24 protein-coding genes are annotated in these 23,713 nt (G+C 38.9%); 23 read left to right on the top strand and 1 reads right to left on the bottom strand.

All coding sequences use genetic code 11. The features are described from left to right. Window positions 1–17: 17 nt before the first annotated feature. The 21 genes from spoIIIAD (at window position 18) to KI375_RS19695 (ending at window position 20,244) form a co-directional block, all read left to right on the top strand. Complete coding sequence (spoIIIAD, locus tag KI375_RS19795) at window positions 18–401, top strand: stage III sporulation protein AD (RefSeq protein ID WP_207452764.1); 384 nt, start codon at window positions 18–20, stop codon at window positions 399–401. A 29-nt stretch (window positions 402–430) separates the two neighbouring features. Continuing rightward, window positions 431–1,618, top strand: a complete 1,188-nt coding sequence (gene spoIIIAE / locus KI375_RS19790) for a stage III sporulation protein AE (protein ID WP_212975165.1) — start codon at window positions 431–433, stop codon at window positions 1,616–1,618. Window positions 1,619–1,630: 12 nt separating this feature from the next. After that, the gene (spoIIIAF, locus tag KI375_RS19785) at window positions 1,631–2,248 is read left to right on the top strand and encodes a stage III sporulation protein AF (RefSeq protein ID WP_212975164.1); all 618 of its coding nucleotides are present in this window, start codon (window positions 1,631–1,633) and stop codon (window positions 2,246–2,248) included. Continuing rightward, window positions 2,235–2,897 carry a stage III sporulation protein AG gene (spoIIIAG, locus tag KI375_RS19780; RefSeq protein ID WP_212975163.1) on the top strand — a complete coding sequence of 221 codons (663 nt, stop codon included), beginning with the start codon at window positions 2,235–2,237 and terminating at the stop codon, window positions 2,895–2,897. The genes spoIIIAF and spoIIIAG overlap by 14 nt, the downstream gene beginning before the upstream one ends. Further along, complete coding sequence (locus KI375_RS19775; RefSeq protein ID WP_212975162.1) at window positions 2,897–3,430, top strand: SpoIIIAH-like family protein; 534 nt, start codon at window positions 2,897–2,899, stop codon at window positions 3,428–3,430. Before spoIIIAG ends, KI375_RS19775 begins: the two co-directional genes overlap by 1 nt. A gap of 303 nt (window positions 3,431–3,733) precedes the next feature. Further along, window positions 3,734–4,225 (top strand): acetyl-CoA carboxylase biotin carboxyl carrier protein, encoded by a 492-nt coding sequence (gene accB / locus KI375_RS19770; protein ID WP_212975161.1) that lies wholly within the window; start codon window positions 3,734–3,736, stop codon window positions 4,223–4,225. A 12-nt stretch (window positions 4,226–4,237) separates the two neighbouring features. Beyond that, a complete protein-coding gene (gene accC / locus KI375_RS19765) occupies window positions 4,238–5,593 on the top strand; it encodes an acetyl-CoA carboxylase biotin carboxylase subunit (RefSeq protein WP_207452770.1) in 1,356 nt (451 codons plus the stop codon). Between the two features lie 15 nt (window positions 5,594–5,608). After that, the gene (locus KI375_RS19760) at window positions 5,609–6,022 is read left to right on the top strand and encodes an Asp23/Gls24 family envelope stress response protein (RefSeq protein ID WP_212975160.1); all 414 of its coding nucleotides are present in this window, start codon (window positions 5,609–5,611) and stop codon (window positions 6,020–6,022) included. Window positions 6,023–6,197: 175 nt separating this feature from the next. Further along, window positions 6,198–6,584: a transcription antitermination factor NusB gene (nusB, locus tag KI375_RS19755; protein WP_212975159.1), complete on the top strand. Its 387-nt coding sequence runs from the start codon at window positions 6,198–6,200 to the stop codon at window positions 6,582–6,584. Between the two features lie 117 nt (window positions 6,585–6,701). Beyond that, a complete protein-coding gene (gene folD / locus KI375_RS19750; RefSeq protein WP_212975158.1) occupies window positions 6,702–7,568 on the top strand; it encodes a bifunctional methylenetetrahydrofolate dehydrogenase/methenyltetrahydrofolate cyclohydrolase FolD in 867 nt (288 codons plus the stop codon). A 141-nt stretch (window positions 7,569–7,709) separates the two neighbouring features. Next, on the top strand, window positions 7,710–9,080 hold the full coding sequence (xseA, locus tag KI375_RS19745; protein WP_212975157.1) for an exodeoxyribonuclease VII large subunit: 1,371 nt from the start codon (window positions 7,710–7,712) through the stop codon (window positions 9,078–9,080). After that, window positions 9,058–9,288, top strand: a complete 231-nt coding sequence (gene xseB / locus KI375_RS19740) for an exodeoxyribonuclease VII small subunit (RefSeq protein WP_212975156.1) — start codon at window positions 9,058–9,060, stop codon at window positions 9,286–9,288. Before xseA ends, xseB begins: the two co-directional genes overlap by 23 nt. A gap of 2 nt (window positions 9,289–9,290) precedes the next feature. Continuing rightward, on the top strand, window positions 9,291–10,169 hold the full coding sequence (locus KI375_RS19735) for a polyprenyl synthetase family protein (protein ID WP_212975211.1): 879 nt from the start codon (window positions 9,291–9,293) through the stop codon (window positions 10,167–10,169). Window positions 10,170–10,916: 747 nt separating this feature from the next. Beyond that, window positions 10,917–11,525 carry a hypothetical protein gene (locus KI375_RS19730; protein WP_212975155.1) on the top strand — a complete coding sequence of 203 codons (609 nt, stop codon included), beginning with the start codon at window positions 10,917–10,919 and terminating at the stop codon, window positions 11,523–11,525. A 16-nt stretch (window positions 11,526–11,541) separates the two neighbouring features. Beyond that, window positions 11,542–13,434, top strand: coding sequence for a 1-deoxy-D-xylulose-5-phosphate synthase (gene dxs, locus KI375_RS19725; RefSeq protein ID WP_212975154.1), 1,893 nt, complete (start codon window positions 11,542–11,544; stop codon window positions 13,432–13,434). A gap of 6 nt (window positions 13,435–13,440) precedes the next feature. Next, on the top strand, window positions 13,441–14,274 hold the full coding sequence (locus KI375_RS19720; RefSeq protein WP_212975153.1) for a TlyA family RNA methyltransferase: 834 nt from the start codon (window positions 13,441–13,443) through the stop codon (window positions 14,272–14,274). Window positions 14,275–14,385: 111 nt separating this feature from the next. After that, entirely contained in the window at window positions 14,386–14,835 is a 450-nt protein-coding gene (ahrC, locus tag KI375_RS19715; RefSeq protein WP_212975152.1) for a transcriptional regulator AhrC/ArgR, read from the top strand. A gap of 330 nt (window positions 14,836–15,165) precedes the next feature. Further along, a complete protein-coding gene (gene recN / locus KI375_RS19710) occupies window positions 15,166–16,860 on the top strand; it encodes a DNA repair protein RecN (RefSeq protein ID WP_212975151.1) in 1,695 nt (564 codons plus the stop codon). Window positions 16,861–16,968: 108 nt separating this feature from the next. Then, a complete protein-coding gene (spoIVB, locus tag KI375_RS19705; protein WP_212975150.1) occupies window positions 16,969–18,252 on the top strand; it encodes a SpoIVB peptidase in 1,284 nt (427 codons plus the stop codon). Window positions 18,253–18,671: 419 nt separating this feature from the next. Next, on the top strand, window positions 18,672–19,457 hold the full coding sequence (gene spo0A, locus KI375_RS19700; protein WP_212975149.1) for a sporulation transcription factor Spo0A: 786 nt from the start codon (window positions 18,672–18,674) through the stop codon (window positions 19,455–19,457). Window positions 19,458–19,500: 43 nt separating this feature from the next. Continuing rightward, window positions 19,501–20,244 (top strand): glycerophosphodiester phosphodiesterase, encoded by a 744-nt coding sequence (locus KI375_RS19695; protein ID WP_212975148.1) that lies wholly within the window; start codon window positions 19,501–19,503, stop codon window positions 20,242–20,244. A 344-nt stretch (window positions 20,245–20,588) separates the two neighbouring features. On the opposite strand, the gene KI375_RS19690 is transcribed toward KI375_RS19695, so the two are convergent. Then, entirely contained in the window at window positions 20,589–20,834 is a 246-nt protein-coding gene (locus KI375_RS19690; RefSeq protein WP_212975147.1) for a DUF2627 domain-containing protein, read from the bottom strand. Window positions 20,835–21,157: 323 nt separating this feature from the next. Between KI375_RS19690 and KI375_RS19685 the strand changes: the two genes are divergently transcribed. Together KI375_RS19685 and lpdA are read left to right on the top strand one after the other, a co-directional pair. After that, complete coding sequence (locus KI375_RS19685) at window positions 21,158–22,255, top strand: Leu/Phe/Val dehydrogenase (protein WP_212975146.1); 1,098 nt, start codon at window positions 21,158–21,160, stop codon at window positions 22,253–22,255. A 37-nt stretch (window positions 22,256–22,292) separates the two neighbouring features. Then, the gene (lpdA, locus tag KI375_RS19680) at window positions 22,293–23,711 is read left to right on the top strand and encodes a dihydrolipoyl dehydrogenase (RefSeq protein ID WP_212975145.1); all 1,419 of its coding nucleotides are present in this window, start codon (window positions 22,293–22,295) and stop codon (window positions 23,709–23,711) included. The last annotated feature ends 2 nt before the right edge of the window (window positions 23,712–23,713 follow it).

The raw sequence follows: 23,713 nt of genomic DNA, 5'->3' as shown, positions 1-23,713 counted from the left end.
GGGAGTCCGTCATTGTTATGTTGCAAATTGCGGGGATCGCCCTGATTACGACATTTCTGGTATTAGCGATTAAGGAGCAAAAGCCTGGGTTTGCTTTTTTGCTTATATTATTTACAGGAACAGGAGTATTCCTATTTCTTGTTGATCAAATTCAGAAGATCATTATGATGATTGATACGCTGGCGGCAAATGCTAATGTGAACTCTATGTATGTAAAGACAATTTTAAAAATAATTGGAATTGCCTATATTGCAGAATTCACATCTCATATTAGCAAAGATGCGGGTCTAGGTTCTCTTGCAGCCAAGGTAGAATTAGCTGGGAAAATATTAATATTAGCGATGGCAGTGCCAATCTTAACAGTTCTAATTGAAACAATTCTTGCTCTAATGCCTGCCTAAAATGCATTTGTAGAACGGAGTGGAAATAGATGAAATTCCGCCATTGGATGATTCTTTTGTTCTTTATACTTATGTTTATGGAACCCGGACAAGTTAATGCTCAAGAGGAACAACCTATAGAAGATGAAAAAGAGAGTACGTTAGATCGTTATATGGAAGATTTAGGACTTGAGGAATTGAATCAATATTGGGACACAGTTGTTGAAAATTACGGGAATTATTTACCCGAAAGTAAACGGGGGACCCTGATCGACTTTGTCAAAGGAGACGGGACCTCCTCTATGCAAGCCTGGATGAATGGAATTATTGCGTTCATCGTTCAAGAAATATCGCTGAATTTAAAGCTTTTAGGCACTTTGATGCTTTTGACAATTTTTAGTGTGTTTTTGCAATCTCTTCATAACGCATTTGAACAAGGTGCTGTTAGTAAGGTTGCCTATTCAATTATTTTTATGGTCCTTATTATTATCGCGCTCAATAGTTTTCGGGTTGCAAGTGAATATGCAATTGAAGCGATTGACCAAATGAGTCAATTTATTTTGGCGTTATTGCCGCTTTTACTAGCCTTAATTGCCTCGTCTGGAGGAGTTACTTCCTCAGGTTTTTATCATCCGATCCTTGTGTTTTTAATAAATATTAGTAGTTTGTTGATTAAAAACGGCGTTTTACCCCTATTATTTCTTTCTACATTGTTGAGCATCGCCAATGCCTTGAATGGCGAGATCAAGGTCTCTCAATTAGCTGGTTTGCTAAAGAAAGCGAGTGTTGGCCTGTTAGGTGCTTTTATTACGATTCTGCTCGGTGTGATGTCCTTGCGTGGAGCTGCTTCTGCTGTTGCAGATGGGGTTGCGATTAAGACAGCTAAGTTTGTAACAGGAAATTTTGTTCCAGTTGTTGGGAAGATGTTTACAGATGCAGCTGATACGGTACTATCGGCTTCCGTTTTATTGAAGAATACCATTGGAATTGCAGGCGTCGTCATTCTTCTTTTAATCGCCGCTTTTCCAGCTATAAAAATATTGATCATATCCTTTATTTACAAACTATCAGCAGCTTTACTACAGCCGCTTGGAGATGGCCCAGTAATTTCTTGTTTAAATGCTGTAAGCAACAGTATGATTTATGTGTTTGCCTCATTAGCCATTGTTTCTTTCATGTTTTTTGTTAGTATGACGATTATTATTACCTCTGGCAATATTACGATGATGGTTCGGTAAGGAGGAGAGCATATGGAATTTATAAAAGATTGGATTCTGAATATTATTATCTTCCTTCTTCTAGCAATGATTATCGACATGCTTTTGCCGGCGAATAATATGCGAAAATACGTAAAGCTTGTGACAGGCCTATTGCTTATTTCCATCATTATCACACCTTTATTTCAATTATTATCAAGTGATTATGAACAAGTATTGACCTCTTTTACAAAAAAGATAGAAGCAAGTGAACAATCAACAGGAAATTTGCTAGAAAAGAAAAAAATAGAGATACAAGCCTCACAAGATGCATATACATTAGATCAGATGGCTGTCCAAATGAAAAAGGAAGTGGAAAAGGAGTTGATGGATCATTATCAGGTCGTAATTAACCACATACAAATCTCTGCCGATGCCAATATGGATCAACCAGAAGAACAGATCAATCAGGTGGTGGTTCATATCGCCCCTTCCGAAAATGAAATAACGATTGTAGAACCAGTTAATATCAATACAAAAGAAGAAAAGCCGAAGGAAAGCAGTCAGCCAAACAGTGAAATCAAAGCCTTACTGTCTAATCGATGGGAAATTCCTGAAGATGTCATTGAAATTGTTTCGGGGGAGGAACCAGGAAAAGATGGCGAATCATAATAATCCTTTTCAATGGATAAAAGAAAAATTAGAAAACCTTAAACAAAAGCCTCCCGGAAAAAATGGCGGTAAAACAACTTATCTTCTCATCTTACTTGCATTAGGAGCTTTATTTATGATCATGGGTAGCCTATGGAAAAGTGATGTCGAGGAACATCCAGCAGCCGTACTAGATAAAGAATATGATGAAAGCTCTGAGGCATTTGGTTCGAAGCAATCAGAATCAAATGATGGGATGCAATTATTTGAAGATCAGTATGAACAGCAGTTAAAGGAGGCTTTGGAGTCGATTGTAGGTGTTCAAAGTGCTACCGTTATTGTCACTGTCTCTGGAACAGAAAAAAAAGTATACGAGAAAGATACTGTCTTAAGAAATCAGACAACCCAAGAAGGCGATACAAACGGGGGGACAAGACAAGTTGAAGATCAGTCAAAGGAAGAACAGATTGTTATCATCCAAAATGGAGATAAAGAAACGCCTCTCACCTCAGAGACAAGAAAGCCAGATATTCAAGGTGTTTTGGTTGTGGCGGAGGGAGCAGATAATATGCAAGTGAAAAAATGGATTAGAGAGGCTGTAACCAAGTCTTTAAATGTACCTGTTCATAAAGTGGCCGTTATTCCAAAAAAATCTAAGGGGGAATCTTAATGCTCTTGAAAAAGCAAACGGTTTGGTTATTAACAATGTTAAGTCTTGTGGTCGTATTATCGGTCTATTATGTTCTGCAGAATCCAACATCTAATGATTTGGCGACAAGCGGGGAAGAGGAAGCAGAAAGTGCCAGTAACCAAATGAGCGATAAGGATATAGACATCATGACTCAAGCAGCGGGTGATGAAATCTATGAAGCCATGCGCATGGATTTGCAAGATAAGCGTAGTGAAGAAAAGCTAAACTTGCAAAGCCAATTAGGGGAGAAAGAATTAACAGCAGATGAAAAAAATAAATTGTATGATGAAATGGAAAAAATTGATGAAATGGCAACAAAAGAAAATATTATTGAAACAAGTATAATAGGTTTGGGATATAGTGATGCACTAGTGGAAATAGAAGATCATACAGTCAATATTATGGTGAAAGCAGAAGAACATTCAGCAGCAGATGCTGTGAGTATCCTTAAAGTTGTAAAAGATGAAATCAGTACGAGTTATGTGCCGAATATCGAATTTGACACGAAATAAACTGAGGACGGAGGGGGGATTCCCATCCGTCCCATTTCTTTTCTCAGAGGATGTTCAGGATGTCCAGAAGGATCAAAGACTAAATCCGCAAGATCCTGTCGTAACACCTTTGTGACCTGCGTCCTGCAGGCCTCGGTGTTACTGACAGGACGTTAGCATTTTTAACCGACTTGGTCCTTTTTATCCTCTTTTTTGAACACGCACTTTCATGTTTTTTTAATAATAGAGAAGGAAGGATTGAATTTTTATGAGGTATTATATTATGATATTAGCAGCTACTCATAAATTTTAAGGAGTGTCATTATGTTAAAAATAGAAGAAATTCGCGAGATTATCAAATTAATTGATCAATCCTCTATAGAAGAATTTGTGTATAAACATGAAGGATCTAAAGTAGAATTGAAAAAACGATCGACTGTACAATCAATTCAAGCACCACCTACTAATCCATTGCCTGTAGCGGCCACTCAACCATCTACCCCTGCACAAGCACCGGATGTAACAGTTCAACAAAATAATGAGCAAGAAAAGTCTTCAGAAGCTCATTCAGATCAATATCATCAAATTGTTTCTCCAATGGTTGGAACTTTCTATACGGCGTCATCTCCTGATACTCCTGCTTATGTTGAAGTAGGTTCTATTGTCCATGAGGATTCAGTTGTTTGTATCGTAGAAGCAATGAAGTTATTTAATGAAATTGAAGCTGAAGTCGAAGGTGAAATTGTCGAGATTCTTGTCAAGGATGGTCAATTGGTTGAATATGGTCAACCATTATTCTTGGTTAAGCAAAAGTAAGGAGTATGGGCTATGATAAAGAAAATATTAATCGCTAATAGAGGCGAGATCGCGGTAAGAATTATTCGAGCTTGTAAGGAAATGGACATTGAGACAGTAGCTGTGTATTCTGAGGCAGACCAAGAGGCGCTTCATGTTCAACTAGCTGATGAGGCCTATTGTATAGGGCCTAATGCCTCTAAAGATAGTTATTTAAATACATTAAATGTCGTCGGGGTTGCAAAATTAACAGGCTGTGACGCCATTCATCCGGGGTATGGTTTTTTAGCTGAAAATGCAGATTTTGCAGAATTATGCCGTGTCTGCAATATCATCTTTATAGGGCCTAGTCCTGATGCGATCTCTAAAATGGGTACAAAAGATGTAGCTAGGGAAACAATGAAAGAAGCAGGTGTCCCGATTGTTCCGGGCTCTCGCGGCATTATTGAAAAAATTGAGGATGGCGTTGAACTAGCGAATGAAATGGGCTATCCGGTGATTATTAAAGCCACCGCCGGTGGAGGCGGGAAAGGGATTCGAGTAGCTCGTACAGAGGATGAATTGATCAAGGGAATTAAAATTACAAGACAAGAAGCTGAAACAGCTTTTGGCGATCCAGGAGTATATTTAGAAAAATATATAGAGGATTTTCGTCATGTGGAAATTCAAGTTTTGGCAGATCAGTTTGGCAATGTAATTCATCTGGGTGAAAGAGATTGTTCCATCCAACGGAGGCTGCAAAAATTACTAGAGGAAACACCTTCTCCAGCTATTGATCCCGAAACAAGGGAGCAAATGGGACAGGCTGCTGTTCAGGCCGCCAAAGCGGTAGAGTACACAGGAGCAGGTACGATTGAATTTATTTATGACCGAGGAAGTCAGGAATTTTATTTCATGGAGATGAATACGAGAATCCAAGTAGAGCATCCTGTTACAGAAATGGTAACAGGGATCGACTTAATTAAAGAGCAAATTCGTGTCGCTGCAGGAGAAAAACTTTATGTAAAACAGGAAGATGTTGAATTTCGTGGCTGGTCCATAGAATGCAGAATTAATGCAGAAAATCCAGAAAAGAACTTCATGCCTTCTGCAGGACGGATTGAAATGTATTTGCCTCCGGGGGGCCCTGGGGTAAGAGTGGATTCAGGTGTATATCCAGGCTATACAATCCCACCATACTATGATTCAATGGTAGCAAAGGTAATTTCTTATGGGAAAACTCGTGAAGAAGCAATTGCCAAAATGAAACGTGCTTTAGGAGAATTTGTGATTGAAGGAATTCAAACAACCATCCCATTTCATTTAAATTTATTGGAGAATGAAACATTTGTACAAGGGGACTTTAATACGAAGTTTCTAGAGATCCACGATGTAATGGGCCAAAAATAATTGGGGGTGCAAAGCATGGAAGAAGCAATGAATATGTTGGAAATGATTCAAGACGATGAACAAAGTCATGGTAAAATCGAGATCGCTCCAGAAGTAATTGAGGTAATCGCAGGGATTGCTGCTTCTGAAGTAGATGGAATTGCGCAAATGCGTGGGAATTTTGCTAGTGGTGTTGTTGAAAAGCTAGGAAAGAAAAATCATGGAAAGGGCATTCGAGTTGAGTTGACAGATGATGGGATTAAAGTGGATGTATTCTGTCTAATGGATTTTGGTGTATCAATTCCGACTGTAGCCCAAAAGGTACAAGATAATATCAAACAAACACTTTATAATATGACTGCCTTAGAAGCAGAAGAAGTCAATATTCATATTGTGGGCGTTGCATTTGAAACACATAAATTAGAACATGAATTAGAGATTGAAGAATAAGGCACTCAAAACGCGAGGAACTTAGATATTAAGGAAGAACGGCTAAGTTCGCGACGTACTAATGCAGGCTAAGCTACGACATTCTGTCGCTTCGCCTGCTCTAAGTATGGCCTGTACATCGCAATACCGTTTTGACCCGCCTCCTATGCGGGCCTAAAGGAGATTATCATACTACATGAAAAGAAGAACTGCACGTGAAAAGGCATTACAAGCTTTGTTCCAAATGAATATAAGTGGAATAGAAGCAGAAGAAGCAATCGAGAATGTATTAGAAGGCGAAAAGAAGGATTCTTTTTTACAGCAATTGGTGGAAGGGACTATTCAACATTTACCGGAAATTGATGCTGAAATCCAAAAACATTTGGAAAACTGGACACTAGATCGTCTTGCAAAAGTCGATATCACCATATTAAGGATAGGTATGTATGAATTATTATTTCATGATGACATACCTGAGAATGTGGCAATCAATGAAGCCATTGAAGTCGCAAAAATATTTGGTGATGATCAATCAGGAAAATTTATTAACGGGATCCTTTCAAAAGCTAAAAAAGAAGGCTGATTTATATTGGTTCAACAGGGCGTGTAGCTAGTATCTATCATCATGGAAGGCATCTTTAAATATAGCGAGACTAGCAGACAGGTTGTACTGGGATAAATCCATGCAAGGGGGAAGAGGATGACTGCCAAATTAATTGATGGAAAGAAAATAGCACAAGCAACTCGCAAAAAGCTTGCAGAAGAAGTAAAAGAGCTGACAGAGGCGGGAATGAAGCCAGGACTCGCGGTAATCTTAGTGGGAGATAACCAAGCTTCACGGACGTATGTCACATCCAAGCAAAAAAGTTGCAAAGCGATCGGAATGGAATCAATTTTAATTGAGCTGCCAACTAATGTATCCGAAAATGAATTATTGCAGCATATTGCAGAACTAAATAATCGTAACGACATCCATGGAATTTTGGTACAGTTACCATTACCTGACCATATCTCCGAGATAAAGGTAATAGAATCCATTTCTCCTGAAAAAGATGTGGATGGATTTCACCCGATTAATATTGGGAAAATGATGACAGGTCAAGATACATTTTTTCCTTGTACACCATTTGGCATTATTGAAATGTTGAAGTATGAGAAAATCACCATTGCTGGAAAAAATGCTGTTATTGTTGGTCGGAGTAATATTGTTGGAAAGCCAATGGGACAGTTATTGTTAAACGAAAATGCGACAGTTACTTATACGCATTCAAAAACAACCGATTTGGCTTCACACACAAAAGAGGCAGATATAGTCGTCGCAGCTATTGGTAAAGCAAACATGATTACATCTGAATATGTGAAGGATGGCGCTATTGTTATTGACGTAGGAATGAACCGTGATGAAAATGGGAAGTTATGTGGAGATGTTGATTTTACAGATGTTTCCAACAAAGCGGGATATATTACTCCTGTCCCAGGTGGTGTCGGCCCTATGACGATTACAATGTTATTATATAACACTGTGAAGTCGGCTAAAAATAAATTAAATCATCGCAATCATGGATAAAAACAAGTACAATAGAATTAAGAGTATGAGAAAAAGCTGTCATCCAGATTATTGGAATGCAGCTTTTTCTGTGAAAGAAAACCATTGTTATTCAGACTTCAAAGTAGGTCCTTGCGTTTTTACTAATTAGAAGGTGAAGAAATGAAGAATCCATCATACTTATCTGTCCAAGCTTTAACCAAGTACATAAAAAGAAAATTTGATGCAGACCCTCATTTAATGAATATTTTTGTAAAAGGTGAAATTTCGAATTTTAAAAAACATACAAGTGGCCATTTATATTTTACGTTAAAAGATGATCAAGCAAGAATTATGGCTGTTATGTTCTCGAGATCGGCTACAAAAATGAAATTTAATCCGGAAAACGGTTTGCATGTGTTAATAAAAGGAAATATTTCAGTATATGAACAATCGGGCCAATACCAAATTTATGTGCAAGAGATGTTACCAGACGGGATTGGAGAGCTATTTCTTGCTTATGAGCAATTGAAAGAAAAGTTAGAAAAAGAGGGCCTGTTCCAAGCTTCTCATAAAAAGTCGATTCCAGCTTATCCGCAAAAGATCGGGATCATTACTTCTCCTACTGGCGCAGCCGTCCGAGATATTATAACAACCATCAAAAGACGTTATCCTATGGGCGAAATCCTCTTACTTCCTGTTCTTGTGCAAGGAACGCAAGCAGGAAAATCAATCGTTGAAGCGATTCAGGCTGCTAACGATCGCCAGGATATTGATGTGCTTATTTTAGGAAGAGGGGGAGGGTCAATCGAAGATCTGTGGGCATTTAATGAAGAAGCCGTTGTAAGGGCTGTTTTTCAATCTACGATTCCAATTATTTCAGCGATTGGTCATGAGACAGATTTTACGATTACAGATTTTGTTGCAGACTTACGAGCACCTACCCCTACTGGCGCGGCCGAGCTGGCTGTTCCTCATGTAGAGGAATTAATGGAGCGATTATTAAATTTGCAAAAACGATTGAATCGAGGAATGGTTGAAACGATTCGTCTAAAGCAAACTCAATTAAACTATTTGCGCCAATCGTATATTTATCGCCATCCTCATAAAATTTATGAGCAAAAATGGGAGACTGTAGATCGTTGGAGTGAAAGGTTGCGCACAGCGCAAGAACGTTTATTACATCAGAAGCTGGAGCGTTTCCGCAAGTTAGATCAAGCTTTGGCGGCACGTCATCCTGCTACAAAGATCGAATTACATAAGGAAAAATTACGTTATCTTCACGAGCGGTTAAATAGGCAGATTCAGTATGTTTTTGACCAGAAGAATCACGATTTTTTGAACAAAGTTTCTAAATTAGATGCTCTAAGTCCTTTGAATATTTTACGGAGAGGCTTTAGTGTTACGTATAATGAAAAAGGCGAGTTAATTAAAAGTACGGAAGCTGCAGGGACCGGTGAAAAGATAATTGTTAGAGTGATGGATGGACACTATTATTGCACGGTCGATTATGCGGAGAAAGGTGAAAGAAATGAAAGAAAAAATGACATTTGAACAAGCGATAAATGAGCTTGAAAAAATTGTTGGGCGCCTAGAATCAGGTGATATCCCACTAGAAGAGGCCTTGACCATCTATCAAAAAGGGATGGAGTATTCTAAATTTTGTCATGACCGCCTAAAGAATGCAGAAGAGCAATTAACAAAAGTCTTAACAGATCAAGGAGAGGAGGATTTTCATCTCCAAGAGGAGGAGCAAGAGTGAGCGTGAATCAGGAGGAATACCTCAACCATTATAAACATCAACTTGAAACGAATCTTATTAATGCGATTGATGCCTTGCAAGCACCACAATCGCTACAGGAAGCGATGAAGTATTCTTTAACGGCTGGCGGCAAAAGAATTCGCCCGCTTCTGTTATTTGCTACTATACATGCGTATGGAAAGGATCCACAAGCGGGAATGTCAACAGCTTGTGCATTAGAAATGATTCACACTTATTCCCTTATTCATGATGATTTGCCTAGCATGGATGATGATGATTTAAGGCGGGGAAGGCCGACAAACCATAAAGTATATGGAGAAGCACTTGCTATTTTGGCGGGGGATGGACTGTTAACGTATAGCTTTGAGCTTATTGCGAATGATGATCAATTAAATAACGCTGACAAAGCTTGGTTGATCCAATTATTAGCCAAAAACGCTGGACCAGTTGGAATGGTCGGAGGACAGGTCGCGGATATCGAAGCAGAAAACCAAGAATTAACGATGAAGGAGCTTGAATACATTCATCAACACAAAACGGGAAAGTTACTATCATTTAGTGTTTTAGCAGGTGCTAAAATTGCTGGTGCGAATAGTGAAGAGTTAAAATTATTTGAAGAATTTTCCCAACATATAGGATTAGCCTTTCAGATTAGTGATGACATCTTAGATGTGATTGGAGATGAAAAGCTGATTGGAAAGCCTATTGGCAGCGATGATGGGAAATCGAAAAGTACGTATCCTGCATTACTAACACTCGAGGGTGCAAAAGAACAGCTAGCTTATCATACGAAACAGGCTAAAACTGCTTTACATCTTACAAAACAAAATACAGAGTTGCTTTATTATCTAACGGATTTGATCGCAGATCGGCAAAATTAAAGGATAAATATGTATTCAAGAGCATTGTATCGTGGGATATGAACGAAATAAAATATTAGGTTTTGTAAACTTCCCACTTATTGATGAAAAAAGAAATATATGATATAATTTCGCTACACTGCTGGATGGTGCAGTATTCTAGTCAATCTACCTGTTCTGAAGGTGGGCCTAAAAATTCACTAAAGGGCATATCGATGAAGTTCCTTGTTTCGGCTTGAGGAGCCCAGCCTTGGGTCGGAGCTGGGAGTAAAGGTTTAAGGGCGATCCACAAAGGCATGTGGGCGTAGACCCTTTACCGCGGAGGCTTCATTTATTCAGCTGGCAAAAAGCACTGCATGAATAGTGAAGTATAGACCTGCAATGTGACAAAAGGGTATCACTAGCAGCGTAGCCTGCCTTGAGTGAAGTTAGAGGGGATTATGGTTATAAGGAATAGGATACGGTTGGCCATCGTCCCTATTTCTTCCGTCCATATGAAATCTACTTTGCAAAAGAGGCTAGGAACTAGGTTCAGGGTTGTTGAGGAAATCTCCTAGACTGTTCTTAGACATAATAAGGGGATTATAGTGCGGACTAAGTGGTAATCCAGTCTGACATAAGGTGACTTTGTCAAAGCGAATTTAAAGGGAAACCGCCGATATGGTGACATTCGGTATTTGCTTGGGAAAACCTACTGGACCTAAGCCGTAATTTTTACTCTTATTATGACCATCCGGCACACTAATGGAAAGATGGAATTTAATGGTTATGAAAGAAATTGTACATAAATCAATGAAATGGAGCATCACCATAGCCGTTATCACATTTGTGTTAGCGGCTATTTTTTCAATCGCTTCCAACGGAGCTTTGCATGGGCTATCATGGACTTTTGGCTTGATGATTGTGCTTTTTATTGTCCTGATTGGAATAATATTTGATATGATAGGTATTGCAGCTACAGCGGCAAATGAAACTCCTTTTCACTCCATGGCAGCGGAAAAAGTTTATGGAGCTAAGCATTCTATTCGTATCATTCGAAATGCAGACCGTTTTGCTAATTTCTGTAATGATGTAATTGGAGATATTTCCGGAATCATTAGTGGTACAGCGGCAACATTAGTTGTCATCCAATTGGCACAAAGCAATAATATTGCTAATAATTCCCCTCTTGATTATAGTTTAAATGTAGGTTTAACTAGTCTTATAGCTGCCATTACTGTAGGTGGTAAAGCATTTGGAAAAACCTTTGCGATTACCTATTCAAGAAATATTATTTTTCAGGTTGGCAAGGTACTGCAATTTCTTGAGGAAAAAATACACATTACGATTATAAAAGATCACAAGAAAAAGAACACTAAGTCCAAATCAAAGAAATGAAAGTGAGTGATCCAATTTGGATCTTTTATCAATTAAAGACCCTTCTTTTTTAAAAACGATGAATAAGGAGGAACTCGAGCAGCTAAGTGAAGAGATCCGCGAATTTTTAATCGAGAAATTATCTTGGACAGGCGGGCATATTGGTCCTAATTTAGGTGTGGTTGAGTTAACACTCGCCCTTCATAAATGTTTTGAAAGCCCAAAAGATAAAATTATTTGGGATGTTGGGCATCAATCTTATGTGCATAAAATTTTAACCGGTCGAGCGAGCCAATTTGACACTTTGCGGCAGCACAAGGGTTTATGTGGTTTTCCAAAAATGTCAGAAAGTATGCATGATGTTTGGGAAACGGGACATAGCTCTACTTCATTATCTGCCGCCATGGGAATGGCTATAGCACGTGATGTCAAAAAAGAAAACTCATATGTGATACCAGTAATAGGGGACGGAGCATTGACCGGTGGAATGGCGTTAGAGGCTCTTAATCATATTGGTGACAGCCAAACGAATATGACGGTTATTCTAAATGATAATGAGATGTCGATTGCACCGAATGTAGGGGCCTTAAATAATGTGCTTGGAAAATTAAGAACTGCGGGAAAATATCAGTGGGTAAAAGATGAACTAGAATATTTATTGAAAAAGATCCCAGCTGTGGGTGGTAAGCTTGCTTCTACTGCAGAACGTGTGAAAGACAGCTTGAAATATCTACTCGTTTCCGGTATCTTTTTTGAAGAATTAGGTTTCACTTATTTAGGACCTATTGATGGCCACAATCTAGATGAACTGTTGGAAAATATTCAATACGCGAAAAAAACGGATGGTCCTGTTCTGCTTCATGTTATTACAAAAAAAGGAAAAGGATTTAGCCCAGCGGAAGATGATAAAGTTGGAACATGGCATGGTACTGGTCCGTATAAAACGGAAACAGGAGATCTTATCAAGCCAGTTAACACGGCCCCAGCTTGGAGTGCATTAGTAAGTGAAACCGTGCGTAAACTTGCTCGTGAGGATCAAAGAATTGTAGCCGTAACACCTGCAATGCCAGTGGGCTCTAAGCTTGAAAAATTCGCAGAGGAATTTCCTGATCGAATGTTTGATGTTGGCATTGCTGAGCAACATGCAGCGACAATGGCTGCTGGATTGGCAACACAAGGAATGAAACCTTTCCTTGCTATTTATTCAACCTTTTTGCAAAGAGCATATGACCAGGTGCTTCACGATATCTGCCGGCAAAATTTGAATGTTTTTATCGGAATAGATCGGGCTGGTTTAGTAGGAGCAGATGGGGAGACTCATCAAGGTGTATTTGATATTGCTTTTCTACGCTCATTACCTAATATGGTCATTATGATGCCGAAAGATGAGAATGAAGGACAGCATATGGTGTACACAGCAAATCAATATGATGATGGTCCCATTGCTATGAGATTTCCTCGAGGAAACGGGTATGGCGTCCCAATGGATGAGACATATAAAACAATTCCAATCGGAAGTTGGGAAGTGTTGAAAGAGGGGACCACAGCGACGATTTTAACTTTTGGTACAACAATTCCAATGTCAATGGAAGCCGCTTATCAATTCGAAAAACAAGGGATTTCTGTGCAAGTAATAAATGCTCGCTTTATTAAACCGCTAGACGAAAAGATGCTTGAAAGTATTTTAAGTACAGGTGGTCCTATTTTGACGGTGGAAGAAGCCGTACTTGAAGGTGGATTTGGCAGTGCCGTCCTAGAGTTTGCTCATGATCATGGGTATAGTAGTACAACGATCGAGCGAATGGGGCTCCCTGACCGCTTTATTGAGCATGGGAGTGTCAAAGAATTGTGGAATGAGATTGGATTAACTACAGATCAGATTATGAATAAGATAAATTCTATGCTCCCTGCTAAGAAAAAAAGGGCGTAACCAAATATGAAGATACAAAAACAAAGGCTAGATATCTTACTTGTTGAAAGAGGTCTAGTAGAAACACGTGAAAAAGCCAAACGAGCGATTATGGCGGGGATTGTCTTTTCAAATGAAACTCGATTGGATAAGCCAGGAGAAAGAATAGCGATTGATATTCCCATTCAGGTCAAAGGGAATCCATTGCCATATGTTAGTCGCGGTGGCTTAAAATTAGAAAAAGCGTTGACGGAGTTCCAATTAACAGTCCAAGATAAAGTAATGTTGGATATTGGTGCGTCAACGGGCGGCTTTACTGATTGTGCCTTACAAAATGGTGCGAAAATGGTGTATGCCCTTGATGTCGGCTATAACCAACTTGCTTGGAAATTAAGAAATGATCCACGTGTTGTGGTGATGGAAAGAACCAATTTTCGTTACGTAAAGCCCGAAGATTTAGATGAGGGAATGCCTGGTTTCGCAACAATTGATGTTTCCTTTATTTCTTTAACTTTAATTTTACCTGTATTAAAAGGGTTGTTATCACCTGAAAGCAATGTCGTAGCTTTAATAAAACCCCAATTTGAGGCAGGAAGAGAAGATGTAGGGAAGAAAGGTATTGTGAGAGAAAAAGGCACTCATGTAAAAGTCGTGGATAAAATTAAACAATTCTCCTTACAGCAGGGATATGATATACAAAACGTATCATTTTCTCCGATTACAGGAGGAGAAGGAAATATTGAATTTCTTATCCACCTCTCATGGCTTGGTTTAGATGAGCACAATCCAATTGGGGAGGACTTTTCTGCCCATTCCACAGTAGAGATTATAGAACAAGCTCATAATCAATTTAAAAAGTAAGAGGAGGGATGTCCAATTGGATACCCCTCTTTTGCTTGTTCCGTCTTTTGTTGTATAATACAGTATAATTATACAAATCCACACTATATAAATTTGAAGGCGGTAAAACGAATGACAAAAGGACAACGACATATAAAAATACGTGAATTAATTGGGAAGAAGGAAATTGAAACACAGGATGATCTTGTTGAAGAATTGGAAAATGCAGGATTTAATGTTACGCAAGCTACTGTCTCTCGTGATATTAAAGAATTACATCTTGTAAAGGTTCCCTTAGCGGATGGTCGTTATAAATATAGCCTTCCAGCAGACCAACGCTTTAACCCTTTACAAAAATTAAAACGATCCTTGACTGACTCATTCGTAGGAATTGATTACTCACAAAATTTAATTGTTATGAAAACTTTACCAGGAAACGCTCAAGCAGTGGGAGCATTGATTGATCAGTTAGATTGGGAGGAGATAATGGGCAGTATCTGTGGAGATGACACATGTTTAATTATTTGCAGAACTTCGGAAGATGCCACATCAGTGAATCAAAAATTTATTGATATGCTCTGAAATGTGTTAAATTTAGGAAAGGATAAATTCGGCTACTGCTGGAACTAGCTTCAGCGCCTAGTCCATGAGTTCATCGGCGTCACGTATAGATGTATTAGTGCAGACGAAGTGAGTCTGCCGACAGGATGTCGTAGCTTTACTCGATGTTCCGCTTAATAACCTAAGCTAATTAAAGTCAGACAGGACTTTTCTTGTCTCAGAACATTTGCTTGTTGGAGGGCAACAGGATGTTGGTCAGAAGGCGTTGCGATGTAACGTACTAGTGGTAGACGTCATGCCTTTCTTCTTACACCAGACACTTGCGCTTTTCTTAGAAAAGGGGAATTGATTGTGTTACAGGAATTATCAATTAAAAATTTTGCAATTATTGATGAAATACATGTCTCTTTTGAAAAAGGTCTAACAGTTTTGACAGGAGAAACAGGTGCAGGGAAGTCAATCATTATTGATGCCTTACATCTGCTAATGGGGGGACGAGGTTCATCTGAGTTTGTTCGTCATGGAGAAAAAAAGGCGGAGATTGAAGGCTTATTTGATTTAGCGCCAAATCATCCGTGTTACTCGCGCTCGCGTGAATTTGGCATTGAGATAGAAGATGGTATGTTAATTTTACGTCGAGAAATCTCTCATAATGGGAAGAGTGTCTGTCGGATAAATGGAAAATTGGTGACGATTTCTATTTTACGCGAAATGGGACGGACTCTTATTGATATTCATGGTCAGCATGAGCATCAAGAGTTAATGGATGAATCACGCCACCTTGCTTTGCTTGATCAATTTGGTGGTGAAAAAATTGCAAACGCGTTAATGAATTACAGAGATATTTATTCAACTTATATCAAAACACTTAAACAAATAAATGATCTTAAATTAAATGAGCAACAAATCGCTCAGAGATTAGATCTTTTACAATTTCAAGCTCAAGACATCCAAAATGCTGACCTAAAACTGAATGAAGATGAGCAATTGCTTGTAGAAAGAAAGCAATTAGCAAATTTTGAGAAGATTTATGCCTCATTAAAGGCTAGCTATGAAGGACTGCAAGGAGAGAAAAGTGGACTAGATTATATTGGACATGCTATGGGCCATTTAGAAAGTGCTGCTGAGCTAGATGAACAATATTCCGATGCTTATGAAACCACTGCAAATAGTTACTATTTATTAGAGGATGTTTCAACACGAATAAGAGAAGGTTTGGAGAATATGGAATTTGACCCAGAACGATTAAACGAAATTGAAAGTCGAATCCATGAGATAAACCAACTGAAAAGAAAATATGGGGAAACGATTGAAGAAATTCTTGAATATGGCGCTAAAATTGAAGAAGAAATGGAAACTTTAACAAATCGAGAAGCGCGGATTGACCAGCTAGAGGAAAAATTGGATTCCATTAAAAAGGACTTGGCTGTTGAAGGAAAATATTTAGGTAAATTAAGAAAGCAGAGTGCAGAAGCATTGTCCACCTCTATTCATCGTGAATTAAAAGAGCTTTATATGGATAAGGCGGTTTTTAAACCGGTCTTTGTATCGGATAAAAAAGATCATTTGGAATTTAGAAAAGATGGCCTAGATGAGGTAGTGTTTTATATTTCCACAAATCCTGGCGAACCTTTAAAACCATTATCTAAAACGGCTTCTGGTGGAGAGTTATCAAGGATTATGTTAGCGCTAAAAACAATTTTTTCCAAGCATCAAGGCATCACCTCGATTATTTTTGATGAAGTGGATACAGGCGTGAGTGGCAGGGTTGCACAAGCAATAGCCGAAAAAATATCGAAAATCTCTTACCAATCCCAAGTATTTTGTATTACCCATTTGCCACAAGTTGCTGCGATGTCTGATATTCATTTTCTAATTTCAAAAAAAGAAGAATCTGGCAGAACGAAGACGCAATTGACCATTTTACAAAAAAAGCAAAAAATAAATGAAATTGCCAGAATGATTTCCGGCGCCGAAATGACTGAATTAACGAAGGAACATGCAAAGGAATTACTAGAAATCGCAGGTACTTTAAAAAATACTTGAAAAGCTATCCTATATTGGACAGCTTTTTTACTTTCTTCCACTTATAAATAAAGCACAACCGGGCTAAATTAAAGATGTGGGCTAGAAAGCGAGGAGAGTGAAAAGTACATGCATGATTGGATAAGAAAAGCGATAGGTGGAATTCTCCTTGTTTCACTTTTAATGTTAAGTTTTAGTAAACCTGTTCAACAATTCATTCAGATACCAGGGAGCATTACCTTATTTGAAGGTCAAGAGCAATCAATAATGAAAGCTAATGCAATGACAGTTTCTACATCATCTTCAGAGAAGGTCGATGTAGAAGAAAGTCAGCAGGCCATTTCTTTAGAAGGAAAAAGTCCTGGGACGGATGAATTTGTTTTAGAATTTGCCGGTCTTCCGGTGAAAAAGGTCGATGTGAATGTTTTAAAGGATATGAAAGTATATCCTGGCGGACAATCAGTGGGAGTGAAGCTAAATACCCTTGGTGTCTTAGTTGTAGGGCACCATTTAGTATTAGCAGATGGTAAAAAGGTATCCCCAGGCGAAGAAGCTGGAATCCAGCTTGGAGATATTATTACAAAGATAAATGGAAAAAAAATTAATAATATGGCTGATGTTGCACCATTTGTAGATGAAGCTGGAAATAATCAAAAGGAATTGGATATTTCTTTACAAAGAGGGAAAGAGAAATTAAATGCGACTTTGCAGCCGGTAAAAGATGATAAAGAAAAATCTTTTAAATTAGGCTTGTATATACGTGATTCGGCGGCAGGAATTGGGACAATGACGTTTTATGAACCAAATTCGAAAAAATATGGGGCCTTAGGACATGTTATTTCAGATATGGACACGAAAAAACCAATTGTCGTGGATCATGGGCAAATTGTAAAATCAACTGTTACAGCCATTGAGAAGGGGAAAAACGGTGCACCAGGAGAGAAATTAGCGAGATTTTCCGCGAATCGGGAAGTGATTGGTGATATCACAACCAATAGTCCATTTGGAATCTTTGGAAAATTAAAGAAGCCGATTACCAATGGCATTATGGATAAGCCTCTTCCCATTGCATTAGCGAATCAAGTACAAGAAGGACCGGCTCAAATTTTAACAGTGACAGATGGAGATAAGGTCGAGCCTTTTGATATTGAAATCGTTAGTACGATTCCGCAAAAATACCCTGCGACAAAAGGAATGGTATTAAAGGTCGTTGATCCTGAATTATTAAAGAAAACAGGGGGGATTGTACAGGGAATGAGCGGAAGTCCCATCGTACAAGACGGGAAGATGGTTGGAGCCGTCACTCATGTCTTTGTAAATGATCCAACATCAGGCTATGGCGTTCATGTTGAATGGATGTTAAACGAAGCAGGTATTGATATATATGAAGATCAGACTGATAAAGCTAGCTGAGGGACCGCAACTGCGTTCCCTCGCTTTTTTTATGCTTTGAGAAATTATAAAATTCTTTGGGGCGACATTCAGCTCCAACGCCTAGCCCGGAGAAGCTCACAGGATGTGTGAGTACATGGGCGATGCGACGTATGTATTAGTGCAGACGAAGCGACAGGACGTCGCGTTTGAGTTCTGGTTCTGCTGCCAGGATGGGTTTGTACGTCGCTAAACGGTCGCCTTGTGCTTTTCTTATGGATCATAAAGAAAATTCGACAAAATGAAAAAACAAAGTCGAATAAGGGCGAAAACAAGAGTAAAACAGAGTGTGAGTAAGTTTTTATAAAAAAAAGCGATAAATTTAAAGGATTTTTAATTTCTTTGGCGTATTTATCTATTAGTGTCAAAATAAGGAATCGACGGGTTGAGGAGGAAAAAATTTGAAGAAAATTAAAGTATGTCTTGTGGATGATAATCGAGAACTAGTAGGTTTATTAGATGAGTATCTTTCTGCACAGGAAGATATCGAAGTGGTTGGAACGGCTCATAATGGACAAGAGTGTTTGGAGCTATTGGACGATGTTGAACCAGATGTTCTGGTTTTAGATATTATTATGCCCCATTTAGATGGATTAGGGGTATTAGGTAAATTGCGAGAGCTTAATAAGCGGGTCCCAAATGTCATTATGTTAACAGCCTTTGGACAGGAAGATGTTACAACAAAAGCTGTTGAATTAGGAGCTTCTTATTTCATTTTAAAACCTTTTGATATGGAGCATTTGGTGACACATATCCGTCAGGTCAGTGGAAAAGCAAGTGGATTGAAGAGGAGCACAAATCAAGTGAAAAGTCATCATGAACCGAAATCGGAAAAGAATCTCGAAGCAAGTATCACGTCTGTGATCCATGAAATTGGGGTTCCGGCTCATATAAAAGGGTATCTATACTTAAGAGAGGCTATAACGATGGTTTATAATGATATCGAATTGCTTGGTTCCATCACAAAGGTTTTATACCCAGATATTGCTAAGAAATTTAATACAACGGCTAGTAGAGTTGAACGAGCGATCAGACACGCGATTGAAGTAGCATGGAGCAGAGGAAATGTTGATTCTATTTCCTCGTTATTCGGATATACAGTCAGCATGTCAAAAGCAAAACCAACTAACTCAGAGTTTATAGCGATGGTCGCAGACAAGCTAAGACTTGAGCATAAGGCATCATAATTTGGATTCATAGCAGATTGGATCAGACAACGGTGGTGAAAAAATGACCATAATATTAGCACATCGAGGTGCTTCGGGGACCAAGCCAGAAAATACGATGGAGGCGTTTATTGCGGCAGAACGGGCCGGCGCAGATGGGATAGAGCTGGATGTCCAATTAACCTCAGATGGAGAAATTGTGGTGATTCACGATACCACTGTTGATCGAACAACGAACGGTAGTGGGCTTGTTAAAGATTTTACAAGATCTTCATTGCAAAGTTTAAAAGCAAATCATCACTTTAAGCATTATTTTAAAAAGGCGTGTAAAATTCCAACCCTCACAGAAGTATTTGATTGGATGCAAGAAAATGAATGCCTTTGCAATATAGAATTGAAAAATAACATCATACCTTATGAGGAGCTTGAAGAAAAAGTTGCAGCTTTAATTAATAAATATTCTTATGAGAAGCGGATCATCATTTCGTCTTTTAATCATTCTTCCCTTCAGAAAATGAAAGGAATTTGTCCGGCAGTTGAAACTGCCCCATTGTATAATCATCATATATATAAACCATGGGAATATGCCGCAATTTTGCAGGCAAATGGGATTCATCCAAAATTAAAAATACTGACAGATGATATCATCAAAACAACCTTGGAATTTGGCGTTGATGTCCGGCCTTATACGATTAATAAACGCAGGGACATGAAGAGACTCTTCCAATTAAGATGTTCGGCGATCATTACCGATTATCCCGAAAAAGCGGTAAATTTTAAAAAAGTGTTAGAACGTAAAAATAAGTAAGAACAAAAGCGCAAGCGCCCGTTTAGCGACGTACAAACTTTCATAGTAAGGATGAACAGCTAAAAACGCGCCGTCCTAGCGCAACGCTGTCCTGACCTACATCCTGTAGCCCTGAGATAAAGGATACACGGCGAAGCATGAGCTACGCAAACAGAAGCTGAAAGTTTGCTAGTCGCTGGGCGCTGGAGCTAGACGACAACTATAGGGTAAGCAAGTTATCCACAGGTGACAATTTTATAATTTCTCAGGCCACAAAAAAGACGCAACTGAACTACTACCTTTCAGTTTGCGTTTTTTTATCGTTTGAACAGTGTCCGGCTTCATAAAAGCCAATAATCTCTATATTATTTTCCTTCATTTTTATTGAAACGATCTTGCACTTTATTCTTTTTTTTGTCACGATGTAGGACAAACCCTGAAATAAACCCTAAACCGATCACCAAAAGTAAGGCCCCACTTAAAAATTGTAACCAGAGGAAAGGAAAAGGGGGCTGCAAAATACCAAATAGCATATCCCGCATTAATTTGATCCCATATCCTGCTAAAATAACGGGAATGACTAATAAAACTAGTGCCACGATTCTACCCATATATATACTCCTTCTATTTAGCCGCCTTCAGTAAGTCGCTTCAATTCAAGCAAACATGTGGCAAGCTTTGTCAATTTCTATATAAAAAAATCATAGTACACCTTAAAGATTTGTCAAGCAACGGGCTTTTCGTTACAATAATAGAGTAGGAATTATGATTAGGTATCAAGATTAGGTCTTAAAGAGGACGTTCAAAAAGTCCGGTGAAATAACACTGTAAGATAAAGGATCTTCGACTAGGTGCTGATACGCCCGGTGTCGAATATCGAATTTATCCTCCTTTTTGAACACGTCTTAAAGAGATATTTCTGGAGGCGCTCAAATTGAAAATCTTTGATTATATGGTGAAATATGATTATGAACAACTTTTATTTTGTCAAGATGAAGCATCAGGTTTAAAGGCGATCATTGCGTTACATGATACAACGCTTGGCCCTGCTTTAGGCGGGACAAGAATGTGGACGTATGAAACAGAAGAAGCGGCGATTGAAGATGCTTTGCGATTGGCAAAAGGAATGACATATAAAAATGCGGCAGCCGGTCTTAATTTAGGTGGTGGAAAGACGGTTATTATCGGCGATCCAAAAAAGGACAAAAATGAAGCGATGTTTAGAGCTTTTGGTCGATATATTCAAGGATTAAACGGTCGCTATATTACTGCTGAGGATGTTGGCACAACCGTGGAAGATATGGATTTGATCCATGAAGAAACCAATTTTGTAACGGGGGTTTCCCAAGCTGCTGGGTCATCAGGAAACCCATCTCCTGTGACAGCTTATGGCTGTTATGTGGGGATGAAAGCTGCTGCTAAAGAAGCTTATGGTTCTGATTCTCTTGAAGGGAAAGTTGTAGCCGTTCAAGGTGTGGGGAATGTGTCGTTTGAATTATGTCGATATTTACATGAGGAAGGTGCCTCTTTGATTGTAACAGACATCAATAGGGAGGCTGCTCATCGCGCGGTTGAAGCTTTTAATGCGAAAGCTGTAGATCCAGAAGAGATTTATGGTGTAGAGGCAGATATTTTTTCACCGTGTGCCTTAGGAGCCATTATTAATGACCGAACGATCCCCCAATTAAAGGCAAAAGTAATTGCTGGGTCGGCCAATAATCAATTGCAAGATCCTCAGCATGGCGAGCTTATTCATGAACTGGGAATTGTTTATGCTCCAGATTATGTCATTAATGCTGGAGGAGTAATCAATGTGGCAGATGAATTATCCGGTTATAATCATGACAGGGCATTGAAAAAAGTTGAAACCATTTATCAAAATGTCGCAAAGGTTATTGAAATTTCGAAGCGAGACCACATCCCAACATATCTAGCTGCTGATCGTATGGCTGAAGAAAGAATCGAGCAAATGAGAAAATCTCGCGGTCAATTCCTTCTTAATGATAAACATATTTTGACGAATAGACTTTAAGCTAACGGTCCATAGAAAATGATAGGGAGGGATATTAATGGCTACAGATTATGATTTAGTTATTTTGGGAGGCGGAACAGGTGGATATGTCGCTGCGATTCGTGCCTCTCAGCTTGGTTTAAAGACAGCGATCGTTGAACATGATAAACTCGGTGGTACATGCTTACATAAAGGATGTATACCAAGTAAGGCTATGCTCCGAAGTGCAGAGGTTTTTTCTCTAGCAAAACGAAGTACTGAATTTGGCGTTGTTACGGATAATGTTCAGTTGCAAATTGAAAAAGTACAAGAACGGAAGCAGAAAATTGTCAACCAATTATATCAAGGGGTTCAGCAACTGGTTCAAAAAGGAAATATTGACGTCTATAAGGGAGTAGGTACCATTTTAGGTCCTTCCATTTTCTCACCACTCCCTGGAACAGTGTCTGTGGAATTAGAAGACGATAATGAACTATTAATCCCGAAAAACTTAATCATTGCGACAGGATCGAGCCCACGCACTTTACCAGGCTTAGAAATAGACGGTGAGGTTGTGTTGTCATCAGAACATGCTTTAGAACTAGAGCAACTGCCAAAATCGATCTTAATTATAGGTGGAGGAGCAATTGGGATAGAATGGGCTTCCATGCTTTCAGATTTTGGAGTGGAAGTAACGGTATTGGAATATGCAGAGCGCATTTTACCGAACGAAGATCAAGAAATCTCTCAAGAACTGACAAAAGCTCTAACGAAAAAGGGAGTTCAGATCATCCCAAATGCAAAAGTATTGGCTGAAACTCTTGAGATCGATCAGGATGAAGCGACAATACAAGTAGAAAAGCAGGACGAAATAAAGAGCTTTTCTGCAGAAAAAATCCTTGTTTCTGTGGGAAGAGAAGCTAATATCGCACAAATTGGCTTACAAAATACAGATATTCGCCTTGAAGATAACTTTATTCAAGTCAATCATAATATGCAAACCCAAGAATCACATATGTACGCAATTGGGGATGTTGTTGGTGGATTACAACTTGCTCATGTTGCATCACATGAGGGAATTTTAGCTGTAGAACATATCGCCGGCCTGAATCCAGATCCTATTCAGTATCAAAATGTACCGAGATGTGTATATAGCCATCCGGAGGTCGCTAGTATTGGTATGACAGAAAGTGAAGCTTTAAATGCAGGCATTCAAGTTAAAACAGGGAAATTTCCCTTCTTAGCGAATGGGAAGGCGCTTGTTTTTGGTGATACAACTGGCTTTGTTAAGCTTATAGCTGATCAAAAAACCAATGACCTATTGGGAGTTCATATGATTGGCCCGAATGTAACAGATTTAATTTCCGAAGCAGGCTTAGCCCATGTTTTAGATGCAACTCCTTGGGAAGTAGGAACGATGATCCACCCACATCCATCGTTAAGCGAAACAATAGGTGAAGCAGCATTGGCTGTGGACCGAGCTGCAATCCATATATAATG

The organism is Bacillus sp. J14TS2 (assembly GCF_018333015.1).
In the GTDB taxonomy this organism is placed as follows: Bacteria; Bacillota; Bacilli; order Bacillales; family Bacillaceae_C; genus Lederbergia.
The sequence above is the reverse complement of the archived record's forward strand: the minus strand, read 5'-3'. Positions and strand labels throughout refer to the sequence as shown.